The sequence below is a fragment of the Pseudonocardia sp. UM4_GMWB1 genome (genome assembly GCF_017312155.1).
In the GTDB taxonomy this organism is placed as follows: Bacteria; Actinomycetota; Actinomycetes; order Mycobacteriales; family Pseudonocardiaceae; genus Pseudonocardia; species Pseudonocardia alni.
This window is the reverse complement of sequence record NZ_QJPN01000003.1, coordinates 1-21,027: the sequence shown is the minus strand read 5'-3', so window position 1 is coordinate 21,027 and position 21,027 is coordinate 1. Positions and strand designations below refer to the sequence as shown.

The window sequence follows — 21,027 nt, the reverse complement described above, 5'->3', positions numbered from 1 at the left end:
CACTCTTGACCGACGCCGAGATCCACTCTCAGCACCAGCGCCTGGCGGCGCGCTTGAAGGAGCTCCGCCAGGCCGCTGGGCTGTCGGCTGCCTCCCTCGGAGAGCCCTTCGGCTGGTCGCAGAGCAAGACCTCCAAGATGGAGAATGGCAACACCGCGCTGGTCATTGCCGACATCGAGCAGTGGCTCGACAGAGTCCAGGCCGACGACGACGCCCGCGCCGAAGTACTCGCCCTGGCCCGGGAGATCGGCACCCGGGTGCGTCCGTGGCGGAACGCCGGTCGCTCGGACGCCGGCACCCAGCAGGACGAGCGAGCCCGCCGCGACACCGAGACCAGCGGAATCGGGATCTTCCAGTCCGAGGTCGTACCCGGACTCCTCCAGACCCCCGACTACGCCCGCCGGCTACGCGAGGTGCACACCCTCATGCCAGCCGAGCAAATCCCGGCAGCAGTGCTGTCCCTGATGAACCGTCAAACCGTGCTCTTCGACGAGACCAAGCAGTTCGACCTGGTCATCACCGAGACGGCACTGCGCTGGCGCCCAGGACCGGTCTCGGTCACCCTGGCCCAGCTGGACCGCATCGCCTCCTTCTCCGGACTCCCCAATGTCCGTATCGGGGTCCTTTCGCGCGAGACCCAGGAGCGCACCGAAGCACGACCGCTGCACTCGTTCGTCGTCCTGCGCTACGCCGACGCCCCCTCGACCGTCGAGATCGAGACCCTCACCGCCGAACAGCACGTCACCGAGCCTGACGACGTCGAGCTCTACGAGCAGTTCCTGGCCGAACAGCAGAACCTGGCCGAGCACGGAGCCGACCTGCAAGCCCTGCTCGACCGGATCCGACAGGAGCTCAGGCAGCACCCCGAGCACGCCTAGTCTCGACGCCGATTAACGGCCCGCCACCAGTGAATCCGCTGGTCGCGGGCCTTTTTCGTGCTCACGCAAAGATGATCACTACTCTAAGACTAGACCTAGCGTTACTCGCCGACTAATCTGGAGTGCAGAGAGGCCCCGGTGGCGGCAACCACCGAGGCCTCAGAGCGGACAACCAAAACCGATCCCCTTGCACGAGGAAGTCAGGCGCCCATGAAGACCGTACCCACGACGTTCGGTGCGCCGGACGTCGACCGCACACCGACGTTGCCCTGCACCGCCCCCGACGTGGTCGAGCTGTTCTTCCCGGTCGGCACCAGCGGACCGGCCCTGTTGCAGACCGCCGATGCCAAGGCGATCTGCCGTGGCTGCCCGATCCTCGAGTCCTGCCGCGCCGCTGCCCTGGACCGGCCCGACCTCTACCCCCACGGCGTCCTCGGCGGACTCAGCGAGGACGAGCGCCGAGCGATCCTCCGACGTGCCGGTCAGCGTCGGGAGCCGACCCGATGAGCGCCCCGGTAACGAACGGGCACCGCGCCCACGAGCCGGTCACCTGGTCGACCAGCCTCGACCCCGTCGAACCGGGGGCCAGGCCCGAGCCGTCCCTCGACGTAGTCGAGTCGACACCGGCCGACCAGGTCCAGGCTCTCGCCCGTGAGGTCGAGGAAGCCCGCGGCTTGGTGGAGCTGCAGGACGATCCCGCGCTGCAGAACGCACTGTCCCGCCGCGAGCGTCAGCTCGAACGCCGCGTCAGCGAGCAGATCCGGCGTGCCCGCCGGAAGGAACGCCGCAGCACCGCGCTCGCCGAGGTCGCCGGTACTCGCCGCGAGCGGCAGGAGTCCCGCTGGGTCGAGCGGGCCCGAGCCAGCAAGGATCGTCTGCTCGACCCGAACCGACGCCTGGCCGCGACCTACCGGCGCTACCTCGGGCTGTCCGCCATTCCGCCGACACTGATCGCCTTCGGTGTCGTGTTCATGTCCGCTACCACCCACGACGGAGTCGTCGGCGTCGACGGGCCCTGGTGGGGCTACGTCCTCGAACCGATGGCCTCGCTCCTGCTGGTCGTCAGCCTGATCATCGGGTTCACCGCGGTCCAGAACAACCGCCCGATTCCGCGCGGGCTCTACATCCTCGACGCCGGGCTGGCCCTGGCCTCGCTGTTCCTCGTCGTCGTGCCCTGGGGCCTGCGCTACGGGTTCGACCTCGGCTCCACCTTCGCTCACGTCCTGCCATCCCTGCTGGTCGTGGCCGCCGTGGTGGTCCAGCACCTGCTGCACTCGGTGTTCCGACCCATCTTTGCCGAGCTCTACGAGGAGCTGCAGCCCTCCCGGCTCAGCGACCAGACCTCCGACACTGTCGTGCTCTACGAGCGCACGAGGCGTGCCATCGCTGCCGACGAGATTCCACTCTCGGCCGCGGGGTCCCCGTCGCGGGAGGCCATCCGCAAGAAGTTCGGTGTCGGCAAGGTCCGCTCACAGCTGGCCGGCGACGCCTACGAGCTGGTCCAGCGGTCCATCGACCCGCGGTAACCCCCTCCGGGATGCGGCCAACGTCCCCGAGGAACTACCGCTGCTGATCCTCCCCTCGGCGTCGTCCCTCCGGCGCCGAGGGGAGGGGCCCGCCCGAGCACACAGGAGCGCACACCATGTCCGATCTGATCACCATCACGCTGGTCACCGGTACCGAGCGCCACGAGTCCACCGAGCCGGTCGAAGCCGCCACCGAGGATCCCCACCAGGTCTGGGCCCAGGTCCTGGACTACGCCGCCCGAGTCGGGCTCGACAGCCACTCGTATCTCGCCGAGATCGCCCTCGCCGAGACCGGCCTTCCGATCTACGAGCTGAGGTGCCTGTGATGGCCGGCCGCCGCCGCAGCGCCGCAGCCGCCGACGGGGCCGAGCTGGCACCGACGACGCGCCGCTCCCGACCCGACCGGCGTCGAGCCGCACTCGCCACTCGCTACGCCATCGCCACCACCGATACCGAGCGTCTCCAGTGCGCGTTCGACTACTTCCGGGGCGCTGCCAGCCGACGCCAGCCTCGCCCCGAGCGCGCCGCCGAGCTCATCACCGACGTCACCAACCGGCTGATCGAGGCCGGCGACCAGCTGCTGCGCATGCAGGCCCAAGAACCCACCCGCCCGAGGAGGAAGGACGCCGCATGAGCAACGCCGTCACCGTCGACCCCGCTCCTCCCGAGCCCGACGCCACCACCGTCGAGCCGGAGGGGGCCGAGGTCGCAGAGACCACACAGACCACCGCCGCCCCGAGCGCCCCCAGGCAGGAGCGTGCCGGTTGGACCGAGCTTCCCAGCCGCCGCGCGGAGGTCCTGCACACTGCGGTGAGCGCCATGCGCGAGCTGCGCTTCGTCGAGGAGCGTCCGGCGAGCCTGTGGGACAGCCTCAGCCTCGCCAAGCGCGGCGCCTGGACCACCAGCCAAGACGGCGCACTGCGTCACCTCGCTGTCGTGCACTTCTGGATCCTGCAGGCCCCCGTCATCACCGCCGGTGCACTACTGGTCTGGGCCGGCCGCACCCCGGGGCGCCTCTGGACCGTGCTGCCGCTGCTGATGACCCTCGCGACCGCCATCCATCAGATCCCGGCCGTCGGCCTGCTCATCCCGGACTTCCTGACCTGGCCGTACTGGCCGCCCCTGAGCTGGTTCAACCGAGGAGACACACCATGAACGCTGCCTACACCGGCACCGGCATCATCGCCGCGCTCGCCCTGATGTTCGGACTCTGGCTCTACTACCACAAGAACATGGCCAAGGTGCAGATCCTGCTCTTCTGGCTCGCCGGCATCGGGATCGGTGGTCTGGTCGGCGTCCTCATCAATCGCGCCTTCGACGTGGCCTCTAACGCGACCTCCCTGGCGACCCGGCTGCTCGGTTTCGGTGGCGCGGTCATCCTCGCCGGACTCGCCGTCCTGCTCACCGTCGAAGTCGTGGTCAAGGGAATCCTTCCCAAGACCGCGAAGCCGAACCGAGCCCACCCGTGGCTGGCCCTCGTGGCGCCGACGATCGGCCTCGCCAGCGGCGTCCCGTTCCTGGCCGGGCTCTACAACCTGATCGCCACGGGAATGGGCAACGCCGGAGCCGTCGCTCAGCAGTGGTTCGTGGGGTGATCGGCGATGGAGACCATCCTGCTGATCTCGCTCATCACGTGGGGACTGACCCGCTACGCCGGCACCGAGCTCATCGCTACCGCACGCGGCACCGAACCTCCACGCCTGCGCGACCGCCAGCGCCGCGCCGAACGTGCACACGAACGCCGGATGGCCCGCGAGAACCGCCGCACGGGCCCCACCGTCGGCGATGCCATCGCCCAGCGCATCGCTGAGCGCATCGCCCATCCCCGCGGCCCCCGCGCGGCCGGACCGGCCCGCAAGGCAATGGGGGAGTGGTGGAACGACGCATGGGGCTACGCCACCGAGCGCCGCCACCAGCGCCACCAGCGCCACGCCGACGGAGACCTGCTCCGCCAGCGCCTCGCCCGCAAGCTGCGTGACCGCTTCGGCCATACCCGCGACAACCAGTGGCGCCCGCGCCCGCGGACCCAGGAATCCGGCCGCTGGAGCGAACCGAGCGAGCCCGTGGTCATCGACGTCGAGCCGACCACCGACCAGCCCGAACACACCGAACCCACACCGGCCTCGCCCGACGACGGACCGGCCACGCCGAACGCGCCGGTCGAAGAGGAGGAAGAGGACCAGACACCTCCCGAGGACCCCCCACAGAAGCCCGACCACGAATCCGCGCCTCCCACATCAGACACGAATCCGAACCCCGCGACGGACCACCAGCCGACAGCCACGGTCCACCCCATCCGAAAGGACACCCCGATGACCGGCGCCAACCCGAACCTGACCAGCGGTGAAACCCTCGACCCCGGCAGCGCCCACCACTTCTGCACCCAGATGCAGAACGTCGGCCAGCGCCTGCTCAACGAGATCGAGCAGTCGATCGCGTCGCTGAGCCAGGCCGGTGTGAGCGGTGAGCCGATCCGGCTCCTCGAGCAGATGCGCGAGAACGCCAGCCTGTTCGCCACCTCAGCCGGCGAGGCGAGTAGCCACTTCGCCCGCCACCTCAACACCCAGGACCAGGTGCTCAACGACGACACCCTCGCCGGGACCGTCAACGGCACCTACATGGGCACCCGCTCCTAACCCCGACAGCCCCGCCCCCGGGACCGGCACCGCCGGTCGCTGGGCACCCGCGTCGCGGCGGAGCGGTGGCACTCCCACAAGCACCCAGAACGGCCAGAAGGGACCCGCGCGATGGCCCGGCAACAGAGCGACGCGACCGGAGAGAACCTCTCTCCTGAGACCCTCGTGCGCGCTCTTCAGCGGCTGGCCGAGGAGAACGCAGCCCCTGCTGCAGCGTCCACGCAGGTAGCTACCCGCCCCGCCACCGCACTGCGCAAGGAAACCCCACGCGAAGCCGCCCTCAGCTCCCACCACGACCACATCCGCGCCGAAAGCGCCGCCCGCCGCACTCCGTACCTGGCCACCGCCGCCACCGCCGGAGCGGGCTACCTCGGGTGGGGACTGACCGAGCTCGTGGGACTCGCCACCGGACCAGCGGGCGAGCTGGCCGCAACGACCGGCATCGGTCTGGCCTCCGCCGGTCTGCTCGCCAGCGCCCGTGCCCTCCTACACAGCCGCATCCCGGCCTTCTGGCGCCGCCAGTCCTGGGCCGGAGCCGCCGGGGCCACGGCCTGGATCACCACTGCCTCCGCCATCGGCCCGGCCAACTGGACCATGACCGCCCTGCTCGCCGGCGGCGCCGCCGCCACCTGGGCCGCCTGGATGAAGGAGCACGCCATCCCCGACGTCGACGCCAGCACCCCACAGCTGCCCGCGGCCGACGAGACCGCAGACAGCGACTACGGCGACACCCTCGCCCAGCGATGGGCCGAGAACGTCAGCCCCCGGGGCAAGCCCCTACCCGGCTCGATGCTCACCGACCGCGTCGAGCTGGCCCGGGCCGTGCGCTGGACCGTTCGCACCCCGGCCGGGGACCTGTCGTTCGACGAGATCCTCGGACGCCGCGGCCGAATCGCCGGAGCACTGCATGTCTCGGCGAAAAACGTGATGCTCGAACCCCACGACGACAACGAAGGCTGGGCCTACCTGACCGTCACCGTCCGCGACCTGCTGTCCGGGGGAATCCCGTACCAGGGTCCGCGCTACGACGACGGCGTCATCCCGCTCGGTCCGTTCGCCGATGGCGAGGGGGAGATGGCCTTCTACGCGGCAGAGGACATCGGTGTCCGCAACGGCCTGGTCACCGGCGAACCCGGGTCCGGCAAGTCGGCATGCCTCGAGGCGATCGGACTCGGCCTCAAGCACAGCGCTGCGTGGCACCTGTTCTTCGGCGACGGAGACCCCGACGGCGGTTCCAGCCCCGTACTCAACGACATCAGCGACTGGTCCGAGGCCGGCCCGCAAGGCGTGCTGGCCCAGCTCGAGGCGATCGAAGCTGCGTTGAAGATCCGCAGCCTCCTCAAGTCCACCCTGACCGAGGGCCCCGACGGCACCCCGGTACCGATCAGCGACCCCGACCAGCAGAGCCCCCTGCGCAAGCTGCTGCCCAGCCCGGCAGTGCCCGGCCTGATGTGGATCATCGACGAGCTGCAGCGGCTCAGCACCGACCCCGCGCTCATCGCCCAGGACTTCATCCCACGACTCGAACGCGTGGTCCGCATCGGCCGCAAGTACGGCGTCGCGGTCGTCGTGGGGACGCAGTCGCTGCTCGCGGGTGACTACGGCAACTCCACCGTGCTGCGCAGCTATCTCGCCGCGCGCAACCTGCTGGCCTTCCGGAACCAGAACCGCAGCGAGAACTCGACGATCGGCGGCATGGCCGTGGCGCCGGCCTCGCTGCCGGCAGGCGGGGGCTACTGCTTCGCCATCGCGGCCGGTCGACTCTCCATGGGACGCGTCGCCTGGGCCAAGGACCTGGGGGAATGGTCCCGCGAACTTCCGCAGACCCCGCTCGACGAGCACACCGCGCTGGCCGTGCTCGACCACCAGCCCGAGGCGGAACAGAGTCCGGCCGCCCGCTACGCCGCCCAAGTCGAGAAGCTGCAGACCTGGCGACGTCAGAAGGAGCGCGGCGAGCCCACCGACACCCGAGACACGACCACGGCGCCCACGGTGCTGCCCGGATTCATGCAGGGGTTGGACATCCCCAAGGCTCTCGGAGCCGAGAACGTCGTGCCCCTGCGCCCGCGCTCCACCGACACAGCCCTACCGAACGGAGCCGGCGAGCCAGCGACCGCGCCGGACATCGAGGCACTTCCGAACAGTCAGCAAGCCGTGTTCCACGCCCTGCAATCTGGCCACCGCCGCACCGGCGAGATCGTCACAGCCACCGGACTCAAGGCCCCCGCCGTGTCCAAGGCTCTCGCTGCGCTCGCCGACCTCGAACTCGCCCGCAAGATCGCCCACGGCCAGTGGGAGCCCACCGAGGAGGCCGCCCAGACCGGCTGACAGCCGAAACCAACTCTAGCTAAATAGCTCCGTACCGAGTACCGTACCGACTACAGATGTTGCCCGAACATGAGACGGCCCGGGCGCTCACCTTCCACAGATCCCGCCCGGGCCGCTCCGACCGCATGATCGGAGTACCAAGTGTCCCAGCAACTCGCCGACGTCCGGCACGACGGTCACCCAGCGATCACCATTCTCCTGGCGCGACGAGAGCCGAACCTGCTCGTTCCCGGCGACCTCAACGAGTCGCTGATCGCGACCCTGGAGGAGATCGCCAGTCCTCGTGAGGCACGAAACGAGGAATGGCGGGACCGAGGCACCTGCGCCGAGGTCGACCCGGAGCTCTTCTTTCCCGAGAAGGGCGGATCGGCGCGCGAGGCCAAGAAGGTCTGCGCATCCTGCGAGGTCCGAGCCGAGTGTCTCGAATACGCGCTCGCCGCCGACGAGCGATACGGAATCTGGGGCGGTCTCGCCGAGCGAGAGCGACGGCCACTGCGGCGCGATCGAACGGTGGTTACGCGATGACCAGCGCCGAGCCCACCAGCAGCCCCCGCAAGGCAGACGTCACCGCACGGCTCGACGCCAACCTGCTGAGCATGCACCTCTCCGACGGCGTCCAGTCCGTCCCACTGCGGGCCCAGCTGGACTACCACCAGGACCGCGCCTTCGAGATCGCCGCGACCTTCGAGGGTGCGCAGACGCCCGCGGTGACCTGGACGATCGGCCGAGACCAGCTCGCTCTCGGACTGACTAGCAGCACCGTCGAAACGACTGACGACCTTCAGCACGATGCCGCCGACATCGCGATCCACACCTACGCGCTGCCTGGCGGGTGCTGGACACTGATCACTCTCGCACCCCCCACGGAAGCCGCGGTCGAGATCGGTATCTCGACCCACGACCTGATCCAGTTCGTCGCCGACACCGAAGATGTCGTCGCGATGGGAGCCGAACGTGCTCCGGTCACGGAGGCAGACCACCGAAAGCTGCTTGACTCGCCCGACACCTACGGCGACACCACCAACGGGGTCGCGACGTGATCCGCGCGGGCCTCGGCCTTGCCGGCACTGGATGGTTGCTCTACCAGTGGGGCGCCACTCAGATCGGCGGCTGGACGCTGGTGACCGGCCTCGCGCTCGTGGCCCTGGCCTTCAAGCTGCGGACCTGGGTCCGCTACAAGACGGTCACCGTCAAGACCGAAGGAGGGCACGGGCCGCGCTACACGGCCGAGCACGAGATCGGACACCGCAAGACCGCCCAGCACTACGGGGTGCCGGTCGGAGAGACCTGGATCGCCAAGGACGGATCGGGAAACACGAAGGTCTACCTCCCGCGCGACGCAGACCCGAACCTGGCGGGTGCGATCGCCGACGGCGGCCGCCAAGCCGAAGGCGTAGGCCGCGACCACTACGGCTGCCGCAGCGACCAACGCACCGTCCGAGCCGCGATCCGACGCGGAGGCGACCGCAAGACCATCGAGCGAATGGCGGCCGACGCGCTCCGCGGCGGGCTCGGCCGCGACGTCGACCGCCTGATGAACCGCGGTCGGCTGTGAACGACGTGACGACCAGCGCCCGACGTGATCCGCCGCGGCACCACCAGCTGATCACTTAGTCCGCCTCAGCCCTTACCTCGATGCGTCTACCGCGAGGGAGCAACCCCATGACCACAGCGACACCGCAGCCCGACGTGCGGACAGGCGAGCTCGACATCGCCGCCGTCGAGAGACCCAACGATCTGGCGGCCATCCACCTTCGGTTGTGTCAGGCCGCGGCCGCGGCCGGAGCCGATAGCATGGCCGGAAAGTCGTTGGCAAAGGCCGCCGCCGTTGCCTCGACCCTGCACTTCACCTGGACAACCGGGTCCTCCCAGGACCGCGATCCGCTGGCTCTCGACACAGTCCACGCCTGTCTGCGTTCGCTCTTCACCGCCGACCTCACGAACCTGGGGTACGGCGACACCGATCTGCCCTACCAGTGGATCAGGCAGCTTCGGATGGTCCAGCACCAGCGATCAGTCACGGCGCTATCAGCGCGGAGCGGCGACCGTAGCCCAGATACCTACCAGCACGAAAAGGCATCCATGTCTACAGACGCAGACTCGCATTCCACTCACATCGAAGACCCGGCCGAGCCTTACCTTTCCGAGAGCCCGGCTGCCCTCCCGCTCATACAGCGGCCGGAGACGAACTGGCTCTGTGCACTCCTGGCCACCGTTCTGACACTGGGGATGAGCGTCCACGTCGTCATCGGCAACGCCGGGTCGGGGCTGCCGGACATGGCGCCTGAGCGCCTTGCCGGTGGCCTGCTGCTTATCGTCGGCCTCTGGGGGGCATACGAGGTCCTCGACGCTGCCCTGCAATGGGGATTCGAGCAGTTCGAGATTGCTCGATCTCGCCCCGGCGCTGCGCCACAGAACACAGACTGTCGGGGGAAGCTGGTAGATCCCACCGAAACGCGCAGCTAATACGTGATCGGCGCCCGGTCTCGGACAGGAGATGCCCGCAAATGATGAATCGATCCGCACAGAGCGACCTGCCCACAACCCAGCTGGCACCGCGCGAGAACACGCCTGCGACTGAGCACGTCGAGACGTTGGCGCGGATCCTCGACCCAATCGCGTTCGAACCGCTCCCGCAGGACCCAAACCTCGGCCAGGTGTGGGAGCAGATCTGTCGGCAGGGCAGCGCGCGCAAGCACGCCGAACGTGCACTGCGCGCCGGGTACCGCCCGCTCACCGAGGACCAGGGATGACCGTCGTGAACGCCGTAGCGGCCGACGAGAGGCCCGCCGAGCTGATCAACGCGCACCGCGCCGAGCAAGCGGCTTACCGCAGCGCCCTCGCTGCCGAGAACGCCGCGCAGGCAGCCGCTTGCACACAACGACTCGGGCAGATCGCTCAAGCCGTGCGGACAACCGGACGCGCCGACCTCGCCACCGCACTCGCCGAGGAGACAAACGCCGGCGCGGTGCTGCTGACGCTGCTCACCGCAGCCGACGAGGTCTCACGAGACCAACTTCCCGCAGCCCTGACCCGTTTCCAGGCCAGCAACGACGCCGTCGACACCCGCCTGAACGGCTCCACGAAAGGAGAGCGCGCCAATGGGGACTGTCAATCTAACGGTGTAACTGGTTGCTGTTGATCTACTTGCGGCCGGCGGACAGTCGTCCGTCGAAGGCGATGTCGAAGGCGTTGAGGGCGGGCTTCCAGCGGATCGCCCACCGTCGTCGACCGGTGCCGGTTGGGTCGAGGCTCATGATCGCCATGTAGACGCACTTGAGTGCGGCGGCCTCGTTCGGGAAGTGTCCGCGGGCCTTGACCGCCCGGCGGATCCGGGCGTTCACGCTCTCGATGGCGTTGGTGGTGCATACGATCTTGCGGATCTCGGCGTCGAAGTGGAGGAACGGCACGAACTCGGGCCAGGCGTTCTCCCAGAGCCGGACGATCGCCGGGTAGCGCTCGCCCCAGGTCTCGGCGAACTCGAGGAACCGCTCGGTGGCCGCGGCCTCGGTGGGTGCGGTGTAGATCGGGCGCAGTGCCTTGGCGATCGCGTCGTAGTGCTGGCGGCCGGCGTAGCGGAAGCTGTTGCGCAGCAGGTGGACCACGCAGGTCTGGGTGACCGTGGCCGGCCAGGTCGCGGTGACGGCGTCGGGTAGCCCGGTCAGGCCGTCGCAGACGAGCATGAGCACGTCGGCGACGCCGCGGTTCTTGATCTCGGTGAGCACGTGCAGCCAGTACTTCGCGCCCTCGCCGCCCGCGCTGGCCTCGCCGGCCCAGAGCCCGAGGATGTCGCGGTGCCCGTCGGCGGTGACCGCGAGCGCGACGTAGATCGGGCGGTTGGCGACCTTCCCGTCCCGGATCTTGACGTTGATCGCGTCGATGAAGACCACCGGATAGACCGGGTCGAGGGGCCGGTTCTGCCACTCGGCCATGCCCTCGACCACCTTGTCGGTGATCGTGGAGATCGTCTGCCGCGAGACATCGGCGCCATAGACCTCGGCCAGGTGAGCCTGCACCTCGCCGGTAGTCAGTCCCTTAGCGCTCAACGAGATCACCAGCTCGTCGACACCCGAGAGGCGCCGCTGGCGCTTGGCCACGATCTTCGGCTCGAACGAACCCTCCCGGTCACGCGGGACCTCGATCTCCACCGGACCGACCTCGGTCAACACCGTCTTCGACCGGTGCCCGTTGCGGGAGTTCCCGCCGTCGCGTCCAGCCGCGTCGTGGCGGTCATAGCCCAGGTGATCGGTGACCTCGCCCTCGAGCGCGGACTCCACCAGACGCTTGGTCAGCTGCGCGAGCAGCCCACCCTCGCCGCTCAGCTCCAGTCCGCCAGCGCGGGCTCGACCGGCCAGACGAGCGATCAGCTGCTCGTCCACCGCGTCCAGCCCACCCGCACCGGTGGGCTCGTCGATCCCGGCATCGTCCAGGTCCACGACCTGCTCCTCGGGCGTCACATCAGCCATCGGATGCTTCCTCCTTGATCGGAGTTACACCGTTGTTTTTACAGTCCCCGCCAATGTCGGCCCGGTCGATCCTCCGACGCTACATCCCGCGTTCGGTGCCTGACCGCAGCGGATCGGTCGACGGGCGAGTCCCAGGCGAGTGCTGGAGGGGCCGTGGTAGGGAGTCGGGCCAGCGGCGCGACGCTTCTCCTTATCCGGTCGGTCCGAGCAACGCGGCGATTTCGCCGTCGATGCTGGCTGCAACTCCGTCGTCCTCCAGGGCGCGGCGCACGGCCCGTCGTTGGGTCTGGAACGAGGTGTTAGGCACCTCGACCGCTGCGGCCACGGTCTCGGCGCTGGCTGCGAGGTCGGCGATGCGTTGGTGGTGGTTGTTGTCGGCGTCGTAGAGCGGGAACGGGATCTGGAAGACGTATTTGTCGAAGTCGCGGGGGTTGTGTTCACCGCGGCCCTGCAGCGGCCGGACGAGTTCGAGCAGGGCAGGGCTGTTGAGGATGGCGGTGAGATATCGGGCCTCGTCAATGCTGGAGGTCGCGGCCCAGTACAGCTTGTGGTCGATCACGGCGCTTGGGTCCGACACTCGGGCGGCGGCCAGGTACATGCCGCCCTTGGTGTAGACCACGCGGTGCTCCCCTGCCGGGAATTGTGCGCGCAGCTTGCGCCTGTAATCGAGCTGATCGAGCAGCGAGAGCTTGTCGGTGCTGCGGTATGTGTTCCAGGTGTTCTCCGCAGCGCGCCACCAGTCGGCGAAGCCGGGGTAGAGGTCGATCGTGTCGTCGCTGCCTTGCAGTAGCTGCCTGCCGTCCCAGGGGATGACGCCGAGGAAGGGCTCCTGCTCGCGGAAGGGAAGGATCGTGTCGCCGAGGTGGATCGGGCGCACGAACTGCTTCTCCACTGCTCCGGACAGGGCGGGGAGGTCCTTCCACGGCTTCTTCTCGTTGCTGCTGCGGCGCGAGCCGACCATCCGCCGGCCGGCACCGGCCCCGAACGGGCCGGTGCTCTTCGGTTCCACCAGCACCAGGAATCGTGGCACCAGGATCGCTCCCTGGGTGAACCGTGCAGCGTAGGGCGAGCGTTCGCCGCTTGCGGCTGTGGTCGCGGCGGCTCGGGTCAGCGCGGGGCGTGCGATGGGCAGCGGGGCGTTGCGCCGGGAGATGCGTCCAGCCCAGTTCTCTGTGCCGGGGGCGGTGCTGCCGTGTTCGGTGGTGCGGTGTCCGCGGATGACCGAGGCGGGGACGGGGAAGAAGGCGGGCTTGACCGCGTGTAGGTCCCAGGCGGTGTCGAGGGCGGCGTTGACGTTCGCTGCGCCCCCACCGGTCCCGCCGGGGCTCCAGCGGCCGCTGCGGAATCCCGCGTACTGGTTGCGGGTCAGCACCGCGAGGGGCATGACGAAGGCGAACCGGCCTGCGTTGCGCAGGTAGAGCTCGGTGGCGCGGGCGACGAACAGCGCCGACAGGTCCTGGTTGGTGGCGACCGCTGCCCCGGCCCAGAAGCCGCGTGCGGTGCTCATCTCGCGGAACTCGGACTTCATCTGTGGGGGCATGTAGCGGTAGGCCAGCCAGGGCGGGTTACCGACCATGACGTCGACGCGGTTTGCGCTGTCGGCCAGTGAAAGCGGGCGGGCGAGGTTGCGGATGTAGTAGCCCCAGATGTGGTCGCGCCCGGTGTCGTGGAGCTCGCACATCTTGGCGAAGGTCGCGGTGAGCATGGGCTGGTCGTCGTCGTGCACGGCGAACAGCCGGAACGTCGCCTTCAACGACGGGACGGGGCTCCCAGGAGCGCGGGCGGCGGCCCGATCAGCGAGCTCGGCGACGAGGCGGTCGAAACGACCGGCGTCGTGCAGGAGCCGATGGGGGAACAGCAGGTCGTCGTCGAACAGCTGCCCGCCGTCGGTGGGCACCGATAGAGCGTCGGTGTTCATCAGGGTGTTCTGCTGCCCCCACTGCATCGAGTCGCCCAGGTAGACCGGCACGGAGAACGCCGGCCGGTCGTCGTGGGCGAGGCGCTCGGGCCCGATCGCGAGCAGGTAGGTGATCCGGGCCAGGGTGACCGCGACCGGGTGCACGTCCATGCCGAGCACCTTGCTCGTCACCCCGGTCAGCATCTCCCCGATGCCCATTCCTGCGGCTTCGCCCGCGGCGATGTAGCGGCGTACGGCATGGAACAGGAAGGTGCCGGATCCACAGCTGGGGTCCAGGACGCGCTCGGTGAGCGCGTCGGTGACGGTCTCCTCGACGACGATCTCGGCCAACCAGTCCGGGGTGTAGTACTCGCCGAGGCTGTGGCGCTGCTCGGCATCGATCACCGACTCGTAGAGCACCTTCATCACGTCGGTCTCGACGTGTGCCCAGGCAAACCGGGCCAGGCGCCGGGCCAGGCCCCGCACGAACGGCTCCCCACCGGCCACCTCGGCCGGCCAGTCGAAGAAGTCCGACTCGATGACCCCGCCGATCTCGTGCGAGGCGAACAAGCGCCCCGACAGCAGGGTGACCGGGGTGATGGACTGGTCGGTGGGATCCAGGCCGACCACGGCGTGCCCGATGATCTCGGCCATCGCGACGAGGAGGGTGTGTTCGACGAACAGGTCGTCCTCGCCGCGGAAGTTGGTGCCCAGCGCGGTGGTGAGCAGCTTGGTCCACAGCTTGCGCTTGAGGACGAGGCCGGGATCGTCGCGGTGGCGCTCGTACAGAGCGCGCAGCTCGGCGAACTCGAGGGCGTGCGCGGCGGAGCCGGCGCCGAGGCGCTGTTCGATCTCCCGTGCGGTCGGAGTGATCTTCTCCCCGGTCGCAAGCACTCCTTCCAGCCAGACGAACAGGGTGTCGGGCTCGAAGTTGCGCACGTCGGTGTGCAGGCTCGACACCAGCTCCAAGGACTCGCCGACGAGGTGGTAGAGGTGCCACTCCGCGCCGTCAGCGAGGACTCCGACGTAGCGCTGCCCGGTCTGCTCGCGCCGAGAGGACACGTAACCGGCCAGCTGGACGACCGCGTCTTCGCGGACGTTGCCGGTGCGCAGGTCCCGCTTGACCTCGAAGACGCAGAACCCGACCTCGACATCGATCCGGCGCCGCTGACCCGCCGGGGACTCGAGCACGATCTCCTGCAGGTCCTGATCATCGAGCTGCAGAGGTGCCTGCGTGAGAAGCATGTGCAGGTCGGACTGCACGTTCGCCTCGGTCCTGCCCGGCCTCCGATCAGCCAGACGCCGAACCAGAGACGGGAGATCGATAGCCAGCGGAGACGACACCCGCCACACCCTAGAAGACGACCCCGCCCGGCCACGGCACCGGAACCTGGCTCACCCACCCGCGACGCCTGGAGGAACTGCACGTCCACCTACTCAACTACACGTTACTGATGATAAGCGCACGAATCTTGTGGCAACTGCACGTATACCGACGTAGTCTCCTGGTTCAGGCGCACCCTGCGCCTCGATCCCAACCACCGAGAGGTGCGTCATGACCGTGCAGCAGTCCACCGCCGCCGACCAGACCATCCAGGCTTCGACCGGGCAGAGCGCTGAGCTGGAACACGACACCGAGATGACTCACCCGCTGACCATCATCAACGTCGCGGAAGTCGACGACGCCGGCAGCGCGCAGATCGAGACGCAGATGACCGCAGGATTCCTGGTCGACCTGTACCGGAGCGGGCTGCTCACACTGACCGGGAACATTCGCCCCGCCCACCAGCAGGACCGGCTCACCGGCAAGACCCGCAGCAAGGTCAACAAGTGGACCAGCGAGTTGCTGGACAACAACGCGATCATCGGCAACATCTCGATCCGGCTCAACCCCGACAGCTCCCACTTCGAGCTGTGGCACGACGACGAGACCGGCCACATCAACATGACGATCGAGGAGGGGGTGCTCGACTGCGCGGTCGACTCCCTCTCACGGATCAAGGCGATCCTCGCCGCCGCCAGCAACCAACTGGGCAGCTTCGATCTCGACACCCGCTTCCAGGTCCGGATCTGGCTGCTCAACGATGAGCAGGCCGCGAAGGTCGCGACGATCTACAACACCCGCGGGGACAAGGTCAACGACTCCACTGCCAAGTACGCATACAGCGAGACCCGCGAGCAGGAACTCGCACGCAAGTTGGTCAACGGCAGCCGACACCTCGGACAAGACAACATCGAGGTCCTGTCGAACTCGGTATCGGCGAGCTCGAACAAGCTCACCGCCTTCAACACCGTCAGCAAGGCCCTGGAAGCATCGTGGAAGGGCGGCCCTGTCAGCGAGGCCGACGTTGAGGGGCAGGCCAGCTGGCTGATCGCCGCCTGGGAGTCACTGGTCGCCGCGCGGCCGGAGTACGGACGGCTGTCCACCCCGAAGCGACGCGAACAGCGCGCCACCAACATCGCCTCGACCGCGGTCGTGATCTATGGGCTGATCGGTGCCATGTCGACGATGTACATCAACCGCGTCGACCCCGAGACCGCCTTCGCCCACCTCGCCGACACCGACGACGAGCTGGACCTGTTCAGCTGGGACAACCCCCGCTGGACCGACGCCGGCGTCGTGACCCCAACCGGTACCGGCGACCGGCGCACCACCCGCAACAGCTTCCCCACTCGCCAGGCCGCCAGCCGCATCCTGCACGAGGTCATGAATCTCGACCGCAGCGCCACGACCTGACCCGCGCCCACACCCAAGGTCCGTCCGCCGGGTTGCCCGCCACCACCGCCACACGGCGACGCACTTGTCTTCGAGCGACACTCCCACCCGCACGCCAGCTGAGGGCGACGACCGTGGCAAGAACAACGACGGCGGCAACGAGGACACCGCCGCAGCCAGGGTGCGCTACGCCTTGAGCGAGGGCCGGACGCCGCGCCGGGCGGATGTTCGCGGGCTGCTCGCCGAGCACGACCAGCTCCATGACGACATGGCCCTCGTCGAGGCGACCTCCACACAGCGGGCCGGCCAGCTCACCGAACGCACCGCCGACCGGGACCGCCTCGCCGAACGGCTGGCGCAGCTGACCAGGAACCTCCCGCCCTGCCCAGCTACGACACCGGTCTACGGCTCCGACTGCACCGTCGGGCTCGCCGGGCACACCGGACTCCACCGCACTATCGGCGGTTGGGCCTGGGCCTGACGGCTGACGGTCTCGCCGTCCCGACCACCGGTAACGTCCCATGACGCGATACGACGAAGGCTCGTCCCCGGATATCGGGGACGAGCCTCGTCAATACAAAGCCCCGGTCGCGTGACCGCCGAGGGGTCAGAGGCTTCCGGGGCTCTTCACAGACCATGCTACACGACTCGGCACAACCCGACACCAGGATTGCAGCAGCGAGAGGCGATGATGAGCGACCCTGACCGCTGGATCGAGGACTGGCTGTCAAGGCCCCGGTTCGCCGTCTACCTCGCCGACGCCCGACGGCGACCCCACGCTCGCCCTCGCCCGCTACGGATGGAACGCCCGGGCAGCTGCTGCGTTCCACCACGACCTCGGCCACCTGGAGGTCGCGCTCCGCAATGCCTACGACCGCGCGCTCAGCTCCCGCGATCGAGCGGGTGACCCGCATTGGGTGCACGCCCCAGAACGACACTTCCCGAGGCAGATGAGGAAGGGGCGCCGCGGCCCCTACGATGCGAACCACACGACCCGCAAGAAGATCACCGAGGCCGTCTCCGCGGCCGCCGAGCACTCCGGCACCGATCAGCCGGCCCCGGGCAAGGTCATCGCCGAGCTGAACCTCGGCTTCTGGCGGTACCTCACCGTCAACCGCCACGACCAGCTGTGGCGCACGCACCTACACCGTACGTTCCCCCAGGGAACGAAACGGATCGACGTCCGCGACCGCGTCGACCAACTCCACTCGCTCCGCAACCGGGTCGCCCACCACGAGCCGCTGCTGCAGTTGCCCCTTGCGGTTCGACACCGCGACCTCCTCGCGGTCGCCGGCCTCCTGTCGCCGAGACTGCGCGACCACATCGCCGACCACTCCCCGGTCCCCGCCGTGCTCGCCGACCGGCCCTAGCTCGCTCCTCGTGGAGCAGGAGGAACGGTGCGTGAGCCCGCACCTCGAGCTCCGCTACCGTGAGACCGAGCCGACACGGCCGAACACGGGCGCTCCAGGTGACCCGGGCTGCCGGCCGGTCGGCGGGGTCGGTGGCTGTTTGCCGACGTCCTCGGCACGTCCGGGGGTGGACCCTGCGGGGTTCGGCCACCGACCCCACCCTCGCCGCGCCGCAGCCCACATCCGACCGTCGCTTCCGGAGACGCCCGTGCCGACCACCAACCGCATCGACGTCGACGGCCGCCCGCACATCAACCGTGCCGAGATCGCCGACCGCACCGGCATCAGCGCCAAGACCCAGCGCAACCTCTACGTCGAGCGCGCTACGAACGGCCACCCCGAGGCACACCTGCAGGGCCGCGAGGCCTTCTTCGACGAGCACCGCGTCATCGAGTGGTACACCGCCTGGGCCGAGCACAAGCAGGCCAACCGACGGCTGGCCCAGGACGACGCGGGCGACGCGGACGAGCTGCTCGACGTCCCCGCCGCCACCCGGTTCCTCGGCTACGCCAGCCAGTCCACGATCCGGGGCTACCTCGCCCGCAACGACGGCTACTTCCCCGAAGCCGACGACTGCGAGGATCTGCCTTCCGGGCGCGTCCGGCGCCCGCTGGAAGCGCAGCACGCTGCGCGCGTTCGCAGCACGTGCGGCCCGCCCTGGGGACGCGGTAACCGGTCGGTCCCGGCGCTCACGCCACCGCGCACACCCGTCGTAGCGCACCCCTTCTCACCAGGGAAAATGCGCAAATCTGTATTGCCAACCATCCATAAACGCTGTAAAGTAGGACATGTTGGGAGGGACGGCAAAACCCGCCCGACACCGCAGCCGAAACACCTGGAAATGGGGGACACCCATGCGCTTGATCAACCGTGTCCGCGCGTCGGACATGTTCAGCTGGACCGACCTGTTCTGCGGCGCCGGAGGGTCGTCGTCAGGCATCGAGAGCGTGCCGGGCAACACCGTGATTACAGCTTGTAATCACTGGGCCTTAGCGATCGAGACGCACAACCACAACATGCCGCACGTCGACCACGACGTCGCCGACATCGCCGAGATCGACCCCGCCCGGTACCCGTCCACCGACGGGCTGTGGGCCTCGCCGTCATGCACGTTCTGGTCACAGGCGCGCGGCGAGCGCCAGGACTTCGCCGAGACGACCGAGCCGACCCTGTTCGACCTCGCGACCACCGAGGACATCGAGGACGAGCCCCCGCTGGCCGACGAGGCACGCGAGCGGTCCCGCGCACTGATGCACGACGTGCCCCGCTTCGCCGAGCACCACCGCTACAAGCGAGCGTCGTGGAGAACGTGCTGCCGCTGCTGAAGTGGGCGCACTTCCCGAAGTGGATCGCCCGGATGAGGGCGCAGGGCTACCGCCACGAGGTCCTCACCCTCAACAGCGCGTTCGCCCACCAGCTCGGCGCACCCGCCCCGCAGCTGCGCGACCGGGTCTATGTGGTCTTCTGGCAGGAGCGCTACCGGCGCCCGGACTTCGAGCGCTGGACCCGGCCCCGCGCCTGGTGCCCGACCTGCGGCGAGGTCGTGACCGCGATGCGGGCCCCGAAGAACCCGAGCAAGCCGCACGGCGCCTACGGCCAGCAGTACGTGTTCCGCTGCCCGCACGTGTCCTGCCGTAACGACATCGTCCAGCCCTACGTGCTCCCGGCCGCCGCCGCGATCGACCTGGCCAACCCCGGCCAGCGCATCGGCGACCGCGCACGCCCGCTCAAGCCGAAGACCTACGCGCGCATCGAGGCAGGCCTGCGCCGCCACGCCGGAGCCATCGTGCTGGAGGCCGCCGGAAACACCTTCGAGCGCCGCCCCGGCGTGCGGACCTGGCCGGTCGAGGACCCGCTGCGCACCATGCACACCACCCCGTCCAAGGCGATCGCACACGCCCCCCTGATGCGCGCCCACGGCACCGCTGGACTGCAGCGAATCGCCGAGCGTCAGGCCGCGACCGCGCTCGACGGTCTGGTCATCCCGGTCGAAGGACGCGAGGGCAAGGTCGCGCAGCCGACCAGCCGGCCGATGCGCGTGCAGACCGCGCGCAACGAGAACGGGCTGCTCGTGCCCTGCGGCGGCACCTGGAACACCGAGGCCCGCCCGACCGACGAGCCGATGCGGACCCGCACCACCCGCGACACCGAGGCCGTGGTGGTCGTCCCGCTGCGCAACAACAACCGCGCCAAGACCGTGCACGACCCGCTCGACACCTTCGCCGCGAACGGCAACCACCACGGCCTGGCCATGCTGATGCGCAACAACACCGGCGGCGCCGAGATGTGCACCCCGATCGACGAGCCCGCGCGCACGCTGACCACCGCCGGACACCATCGCTGGTCTCCTGGGACCCCGACGTCCTCTACGCCTACGACACCGGATCCCTGCGCGGCGTGAACCGGCCGATGCCCACCCAGACCGCCGTCGAAGGCGACGCGGTGATGCAGACCGACATCCGAGTCGAGGACTGCCGATTCCGGATGCTGATGGCCGACGAGGTCAAGCTCGGCATGGCCTTCGCGCCCGGATACGTCCTGCTGGGGACCAGCTCGCGCCGACAACGTGAAGATGTGCGGCAACGCGGTCACCCCGCCGGTCCCCGCGACATCATCGCCTGCGTCGTCGAGGCCGTGACCGGCACGAGCAATCAACGAACCAGCGCCCCGATAGGCAGGGGCTACGCGCCTGAGCCTCGACGTCGCCCGTCGGACCGACGGGCGACGCCGAGGAGGTCAGCCAACGGCCACGAGTTCAGGTGATGGCCGGTGGCTCGCCCCGAAGGGCGACGCCCGAAGGCGCCCGGCATGAGGCCACCGGCCATCCGCGTCACGGCCCGCGAACCGAGGGCCCGAAGGCGCCCCGAAGCGCCGCGACGCCCACCGAGCCTAGACCGAACCCCGACCGGGCCCACGTTCCATCACCAACACACGAGGACACGATGACCGGCACCCGACAGACCTACGTTGACCGCCTCGCCACTGGCGACTTCCTCTTTGAACTCTCGATTCGTCGCATGACGGGCGAGTGGGATGCGCCTGTCGCGACGCAGCCGATCGTCGCCGTGGAGCTGTGCGACGACGTTGACCCGTACTACCGGCTCACCCTCGCCGACGGGACCGTCGCCGATGACGTGCGCGGCGACATGCGGGTCGACGTCCTCGCCTGAG

At 69.1% G+C, this 21,027-nt stretch carries 24 protein-coding genes; 22 read left to right on the top strand and 2 right to left on the bottom strand.

All coding sequences use genetic code 11. The features are described 5' to 3' along the window. The first annotated feature begins 5 nt into the window (after window positions 1–5). From DMP15_RS29275 to DMP15_RS29210, 14 genes are all read left to right on the top strand, one after another. The gene (locus DMP15_RS29275) at window positions 6–878 is read left to right on the top strand and encodes a helix-turn-helix domain-containing protein (protein ID WP_337826880.1); all 873 of its coding nucleotides are present in this window, start codon (window positions 6–8) and stop codon (window positions 876–878) included. Between the two features lie 210 nt (window positions 879–1,088). Continuing rightward, complete coding sequence (locus DMP15_RS29270; RefSeq protein ID WP_337826879.1) at window positions 1,089–1,385, top strand: WhiB family transcriptional regulator; 297 nt, start codon at window positions 1,089–1,091, stop codon at window positions 1,383–1,385. Then, a complete protein-coding gene (locus DMP15_RS29265; RefSeq protein ID WP_337826878.1) occupies window positions 1,382–2,404 on the top strand; it encodes a hypothetical protein in 1,023 nt (340 codons plus the stop codon). Before DMP15_RS29270 ends, DMP15_RS29265 begins: the two co-directional genes overlap by 4 nt. Window positions 2,405–2,520: 116 nt before the next feature. Then, window positions 2,521–2,730, top strand: coding sequence for a hypothetical protein (locus DMP15_RS29260; RefSeq protein ID WP_093356753.1), 210 nt, complete (start codon window positions 2,521–2,523; stop codon window positions 2,728–2,730). Next, the gene (locus DMP15_RS29255; protein WP_337826877.1) at window positions 2,730–3,038 is read left to right on the top strand and encodes a hypothetical protein; all 309 of its coding nucleotides are present in this window, start codon (window positions 2,730–2,732) and stop codon (window positions 3,036–3,038) included. The genes DMP15_RS29260 and DMP15_RS29255 overlap by 1 nt, the downstream gene beginning before the upstream one ends. Beyond that, window positions 3,035–3,559, top strand: a complete 525-nt coding sequence (locus tag DMP15_RS29250) for a hypothetical protein (RefSeq protein ID WP_337826876.1) — start codon at window positions 3,035–3,037, stop codon at window positions 3,557–3,559. The genes DMP15_RS29255 and DMP15_RS29250 overlap by 4 nt, the downstream gene beginning before the upstream one ends. After that, a complete protein-coding gene (locus DMP15_RS29245; protein WP_337826875.1) occupies window positions 3,556–3,999 on the top strand; it encodes a hypothetical protein in 444 nt (147 codons plus the stop codon). Before DMP15_RS29250 ends, DMP15_RS29245 begins: the two co-directional genes overlap by 4 nt. A 6-nt stretch (window positions 4,000–4,005) precedes the next feature. After that, the gene (locus DMP15_RS29240; RefSeq protein WP_337826874.1) at window positions 4,006–5,040 is read left to right on the top strand and encodes a hypothetical protein; all 1,035 of its coding nucleotides are present in this window, start codon (window positions 4,006–4,008) and stop codon (window positions 5,038–5,040) included. A 111-nt stretch (window positions 5,041–5,151) separates the two neighbouring features. Then, window positions 5,152–7,368: a hypothetical protein gene (locus DMP15_RS29235; RefSeq protein ID WP_337826873.1), complete on the top strand. Its 2,217-nt coding sequence runs from the start codon at window positions 5,152–5,154 to the stop codon at window positions 7,366–7,368. A 252-nt stretch (window positions 7,369–7,620) separates the two neighbouring features. After that, on the top strand, window positions 7,621–7,893 hold the full coding sequence (locus tag DMP15_RS29230) for a WhiB family transcriptional regulator (RefSeq protein WP_435827816.1): 273 nt from the start codon (window positions 7,621–7,623) through the stop codon (window positions 7,891–7,893). After that, complete coding sequence (locus DMP15_RS29225) at window positions 7,890–8,408, top strand: SsgA family sporulation/cell division regulator (RefSeq protein WP_337826872.1); 519 nt, start codon at window positions 7,890–7,892, stop codon at window positions 8,406–8,408. Before DMP15_RS29230 ends, DMP15_RS29225 begins: the two co-directional genes overlap by 4 nt. Next, window positions 8,405–8,923, top strand: coding sequence for a hypothetical protein (locus DMP15_RS29220; RefSeq protein WP_337826871.1), 519 nt, complete (start codon window positions 8,405–8,407; stop codon window positions 8,921–8,923). Before DMP15_RS29225 ends, DMP15_RS29220 begins: the two co-directional genes overlap by 4 nt. A 107-nt stretch (window positions 8,924–9,030) precedes the next feature. Then, complete coding sequence (locus DMP15_RS29215; RefSeq protein ID WP_337826870.1) at window positions 9,031–9,834, top strand: hypothetical protein; 804 nt, start codon at window positions 9,031–9,033, stop codon at window positions 9,832–9,834. Window positions 9,835–10,117: 283 nt separating this feature from the next. Then, a complete protein-coding gene (locus tag DMP15_RS29210; RefSeq protein WP_337826869.1) occupies window positions 10,118–10,510 on the top strand; it encodes a hypothetical protein in 393 nt (130 codons plus the stop codon). 1 nt (window position 10,511) lies between these two features. On the opposite strand, the gene DMP15_RS29205 is transcribed toward DMP15_RS29210, so the two are convergent. Both DMP15_RS29205 and DMP15_RS29200 read right to left on the bottom strand, forming a co-directional pair. Further along, complete coding sequence (locus DMP15_RS29205; RefSeq protein WP_374225885.1) at window positions 10,512–11,834, bottom strand: IS256 family transposase; 1,323 nt, start codon at window positions 11,832–11,834, stop codon at window positions 10,512–10,514. A 190-nt stretch (window positions 11,835–12,024) separates the two neighbouring features. After that, complete coding sequence (locus DMP15_RS29200; RefSeq protein WP_337826868.1) at window positions 12,025–14,994, bottom strand: N-6 DNA methylase; 2,970 nt, start codon at window positions 14,992–14,994, stop codon at window positions 12,025–12,027. 292 nt (window positions 14,995–15,286) lie between these two features. On the opposite strand from DMP15_RS29200, the gene DMP15_RS29195 reads away from it, so the two are divergent. The 8 genes from DMP15_RS29195 (at window position 15,287) to DMP15_RS29160 (ending at window position 21,026) form a co-directional block, all read left to right on the top strand. Further along, entirely contained in the window at window positions 15,287–16,468 is a 1,182-nt protein-coding gene (locus DMP15_RS29195) for a DNA sulfur modification protein DndB (protein ID WP_179763204.1), read from the top strand. Window positions 16,469–16,532: 64 nt separating this feature from the next. Beyond that, window positions 16,533–16,928, top strand: a complete 396-nt coding sequence (locus DMP15_RS29190; RefSeq protein ID WP_337826867.1) for a hypothetical protein — start codon at window positions 16,533–16,535, stop codon at window positions 16,926–16,928. Between the two features lie 469 nt (window positions 16,929–17,397). Continuing rightward, on the top strand, window positions 17,398–17,817 hold the full coding sequence (locus tag DMP15_RS29185) for a hypothetical protein (RefSeq protein WP_337826866.1): 420 nt from the start codon (window positions 17,398–17,400) through the stop codon (window positions 17,815–17,817). A 247-nt stretch (window positions 17,818–18,064) separates the two neighbouring features. Next, entirely contained in the window at window positions 18,065–18,835 is a 771-nt protein-coding gene (locus DMP15_RS29180; RefSeq protein WP_337826865.1) for a hypothetical protein, read from the top strand. Beyond that, a complete protein-coding gene (locus DMP15_RS29175; RefSeq protein ID WP_337826864.1) occupies window positions 18,744–19,181 on the top strand; it encodes a DNA cytosine methyltransferase in 438 nt (145 codons plus the stop codon). Before DMP15_RS29180 ends, DMP15_RS29175 begins: the two co-directional genes overlap by 92 nt. Next, window positions 19,157–20,257: a hypothetical protein gene (locus tag DMP15_RS29170; protein ID WP_337826863.1), complete on the top strand. Its 1,101-nt coding sequence runs from the start codon at window positions 19,157–19,159 to the stop codon at window positions 20,255–20,257. Before DMP15_RS29175 ends, DMP15_RS29170 begins: the two co-directional genes overlap by 25 nt. 8 nt (window positions 20,258–20,265) lie before the next feature. Continuing rightward, entirely contained in the window at window positions 20,266–20,619 is a 354-nt protein-coding gene (locus tag DMP15_RS29165; protein WP_337826862.1) for a hypothetical protein, read from the top strand. 179 nt (window positions 20,620–20,798) lie between these two features. Next, window positions 20,799–21,026: a hypothetical protein gene (locus DMP15_RS29160; protein WP_337826861.1), complete on the top strand. Its 228-nt coding sequence runs from the start codon at window positions 20,799–20,801 to the stop codon at window positions 21,024–21,026. Window position 21,027: the final 1 nt, after the last annotated feature.

What these genes read in the sequence shown, in the direction of transcription:
- DMP15_RS29260 (WP_093356753.1), top strand. Translation starts at nt 2,521, where the DNA reads ATGTCCGATCTGATCACCATCACGCTGGTCACCGGTACCGAGCGCCAC.
- DMP15_RS29265 (WP_337826878.1), top strand. Translation starts at nt 1,382, where the DNA reads ATGAGCGCCCCGGTAACGAACGGGCACCGCGCCCACGAGCCGGTCACC.
- DMP15_RS29195 (WP_179763204.1), top strand. Translation starts at nt 15,287, where the DNA reads ATGACCGTGCAGCAGTCCACCGCCGCCGACCAGACCATCCAGGCTTCG.
- DMP15_RS29240 (WP_337826874.1), top strand. Translation starts at nt 4,006, where the DNA reads ATGGAGACCATCCTGCTGATCTCGCTCATCACGTGGGGACTGACCCGC.
- DMP15_RS29235 (WP_337826873.1), top strand. Translation starts at nt 5,152, where the DNA reads ATGGCCCGGCAACAGAGCGACGCGACCGGAGAGAACCTCTCTCCTGAG.
- DMP15_RS29255 (WP_337826877.1), top strand. Translation starts at nt 2,730, where the DNA reads ATGGCCGGCCGCCGCCGCAGCGCCGCAGCCGCCGACGGGGCCGAGCTG.
- DMP15_RS29160 (WP_337826861.1), top strand. Translation starts at nt 20,799, where the DNA reads ATGACCGGCACCCGACAGACCTACGTTGACCGCCTCGCCACTGGCGAC.
- DMP15_RS29250 (WP_337826876.1), top strand. Translation starts at nt 3,035, where the DNA reads ATGAGCAACGCCGTCACCGTCGACCCCGCTCCTCCCGAGCCCGACGCC.
- DMP15_RS29205 (WP_374225885.1), bottom strand. Translation starts at nt 11,834, where the DNA reads ATGGCTGATGTGACGCCCGAGGAGCAGGTCGTGGACCTGGACGATGCC.
- DMP15_RS29165 (WP_337826862.1), top strand. Translation starts at nt 20,266, where the DNA reads ATGCCCACCCAGACCGCCGTCGAAGGCGACGCGGTGATGCAGACCGAC.
- DMP15_RS29225 (WP_337826872.1), top strand. Translation starts at nt 7,890, where the DNA reads ATGACCAGCGCCGAGCCCACCAGCAGCCCCCGCAAGGCAGACGTCACC.
- DMP15_RS29185 (WP_337826866.1), top strand. Translation starts at nt 17,398, where the DNA reads ATGAGGAAGGGGCGCCGCGGCCCCTACGATGCGAACCACACGACCCGC.
- DMP15_RS29215 (WP_337826870.1), top strand. Translation starts at nt 9,031, where the DNA reads ATGACCACAGCGACACCGCAGCCCGACGTGCGGACAGGCGAGCTCGAC.
- DMP15_RS29210 (WP_337826869.1), top strand. Translation starts at nt 10,118, where the DNA reads ATGACCGTCGTGAACGCCGTAGCGGCCGACGAGAGGCCCGCCGAGCTG.
- DMP15_RS29270 (WP_337826879.1), top strand. Translation starts at nt 1,089, where the DNA reads ATGAAGACCGTACCCACGACGTTCGGTGCGCCGGACGTCGACCGCACA.
- DMP15_RS29245 (WP_337826875.1), top strand. Translation starts at nt 3,556, where the DNA reads ATGAACGCTGCCTACACCGGCACCGGCATCATCGCCGCGCTCGCCCTG.
- DMP15_RS29175 (WP_337826864.1), top strand. Translation starts at nt 18,744, where the DNA reads ATGTTCAGCTGGACCGACCTGTTCTGCGGCGCCGGAGGGTCGTCGTCA.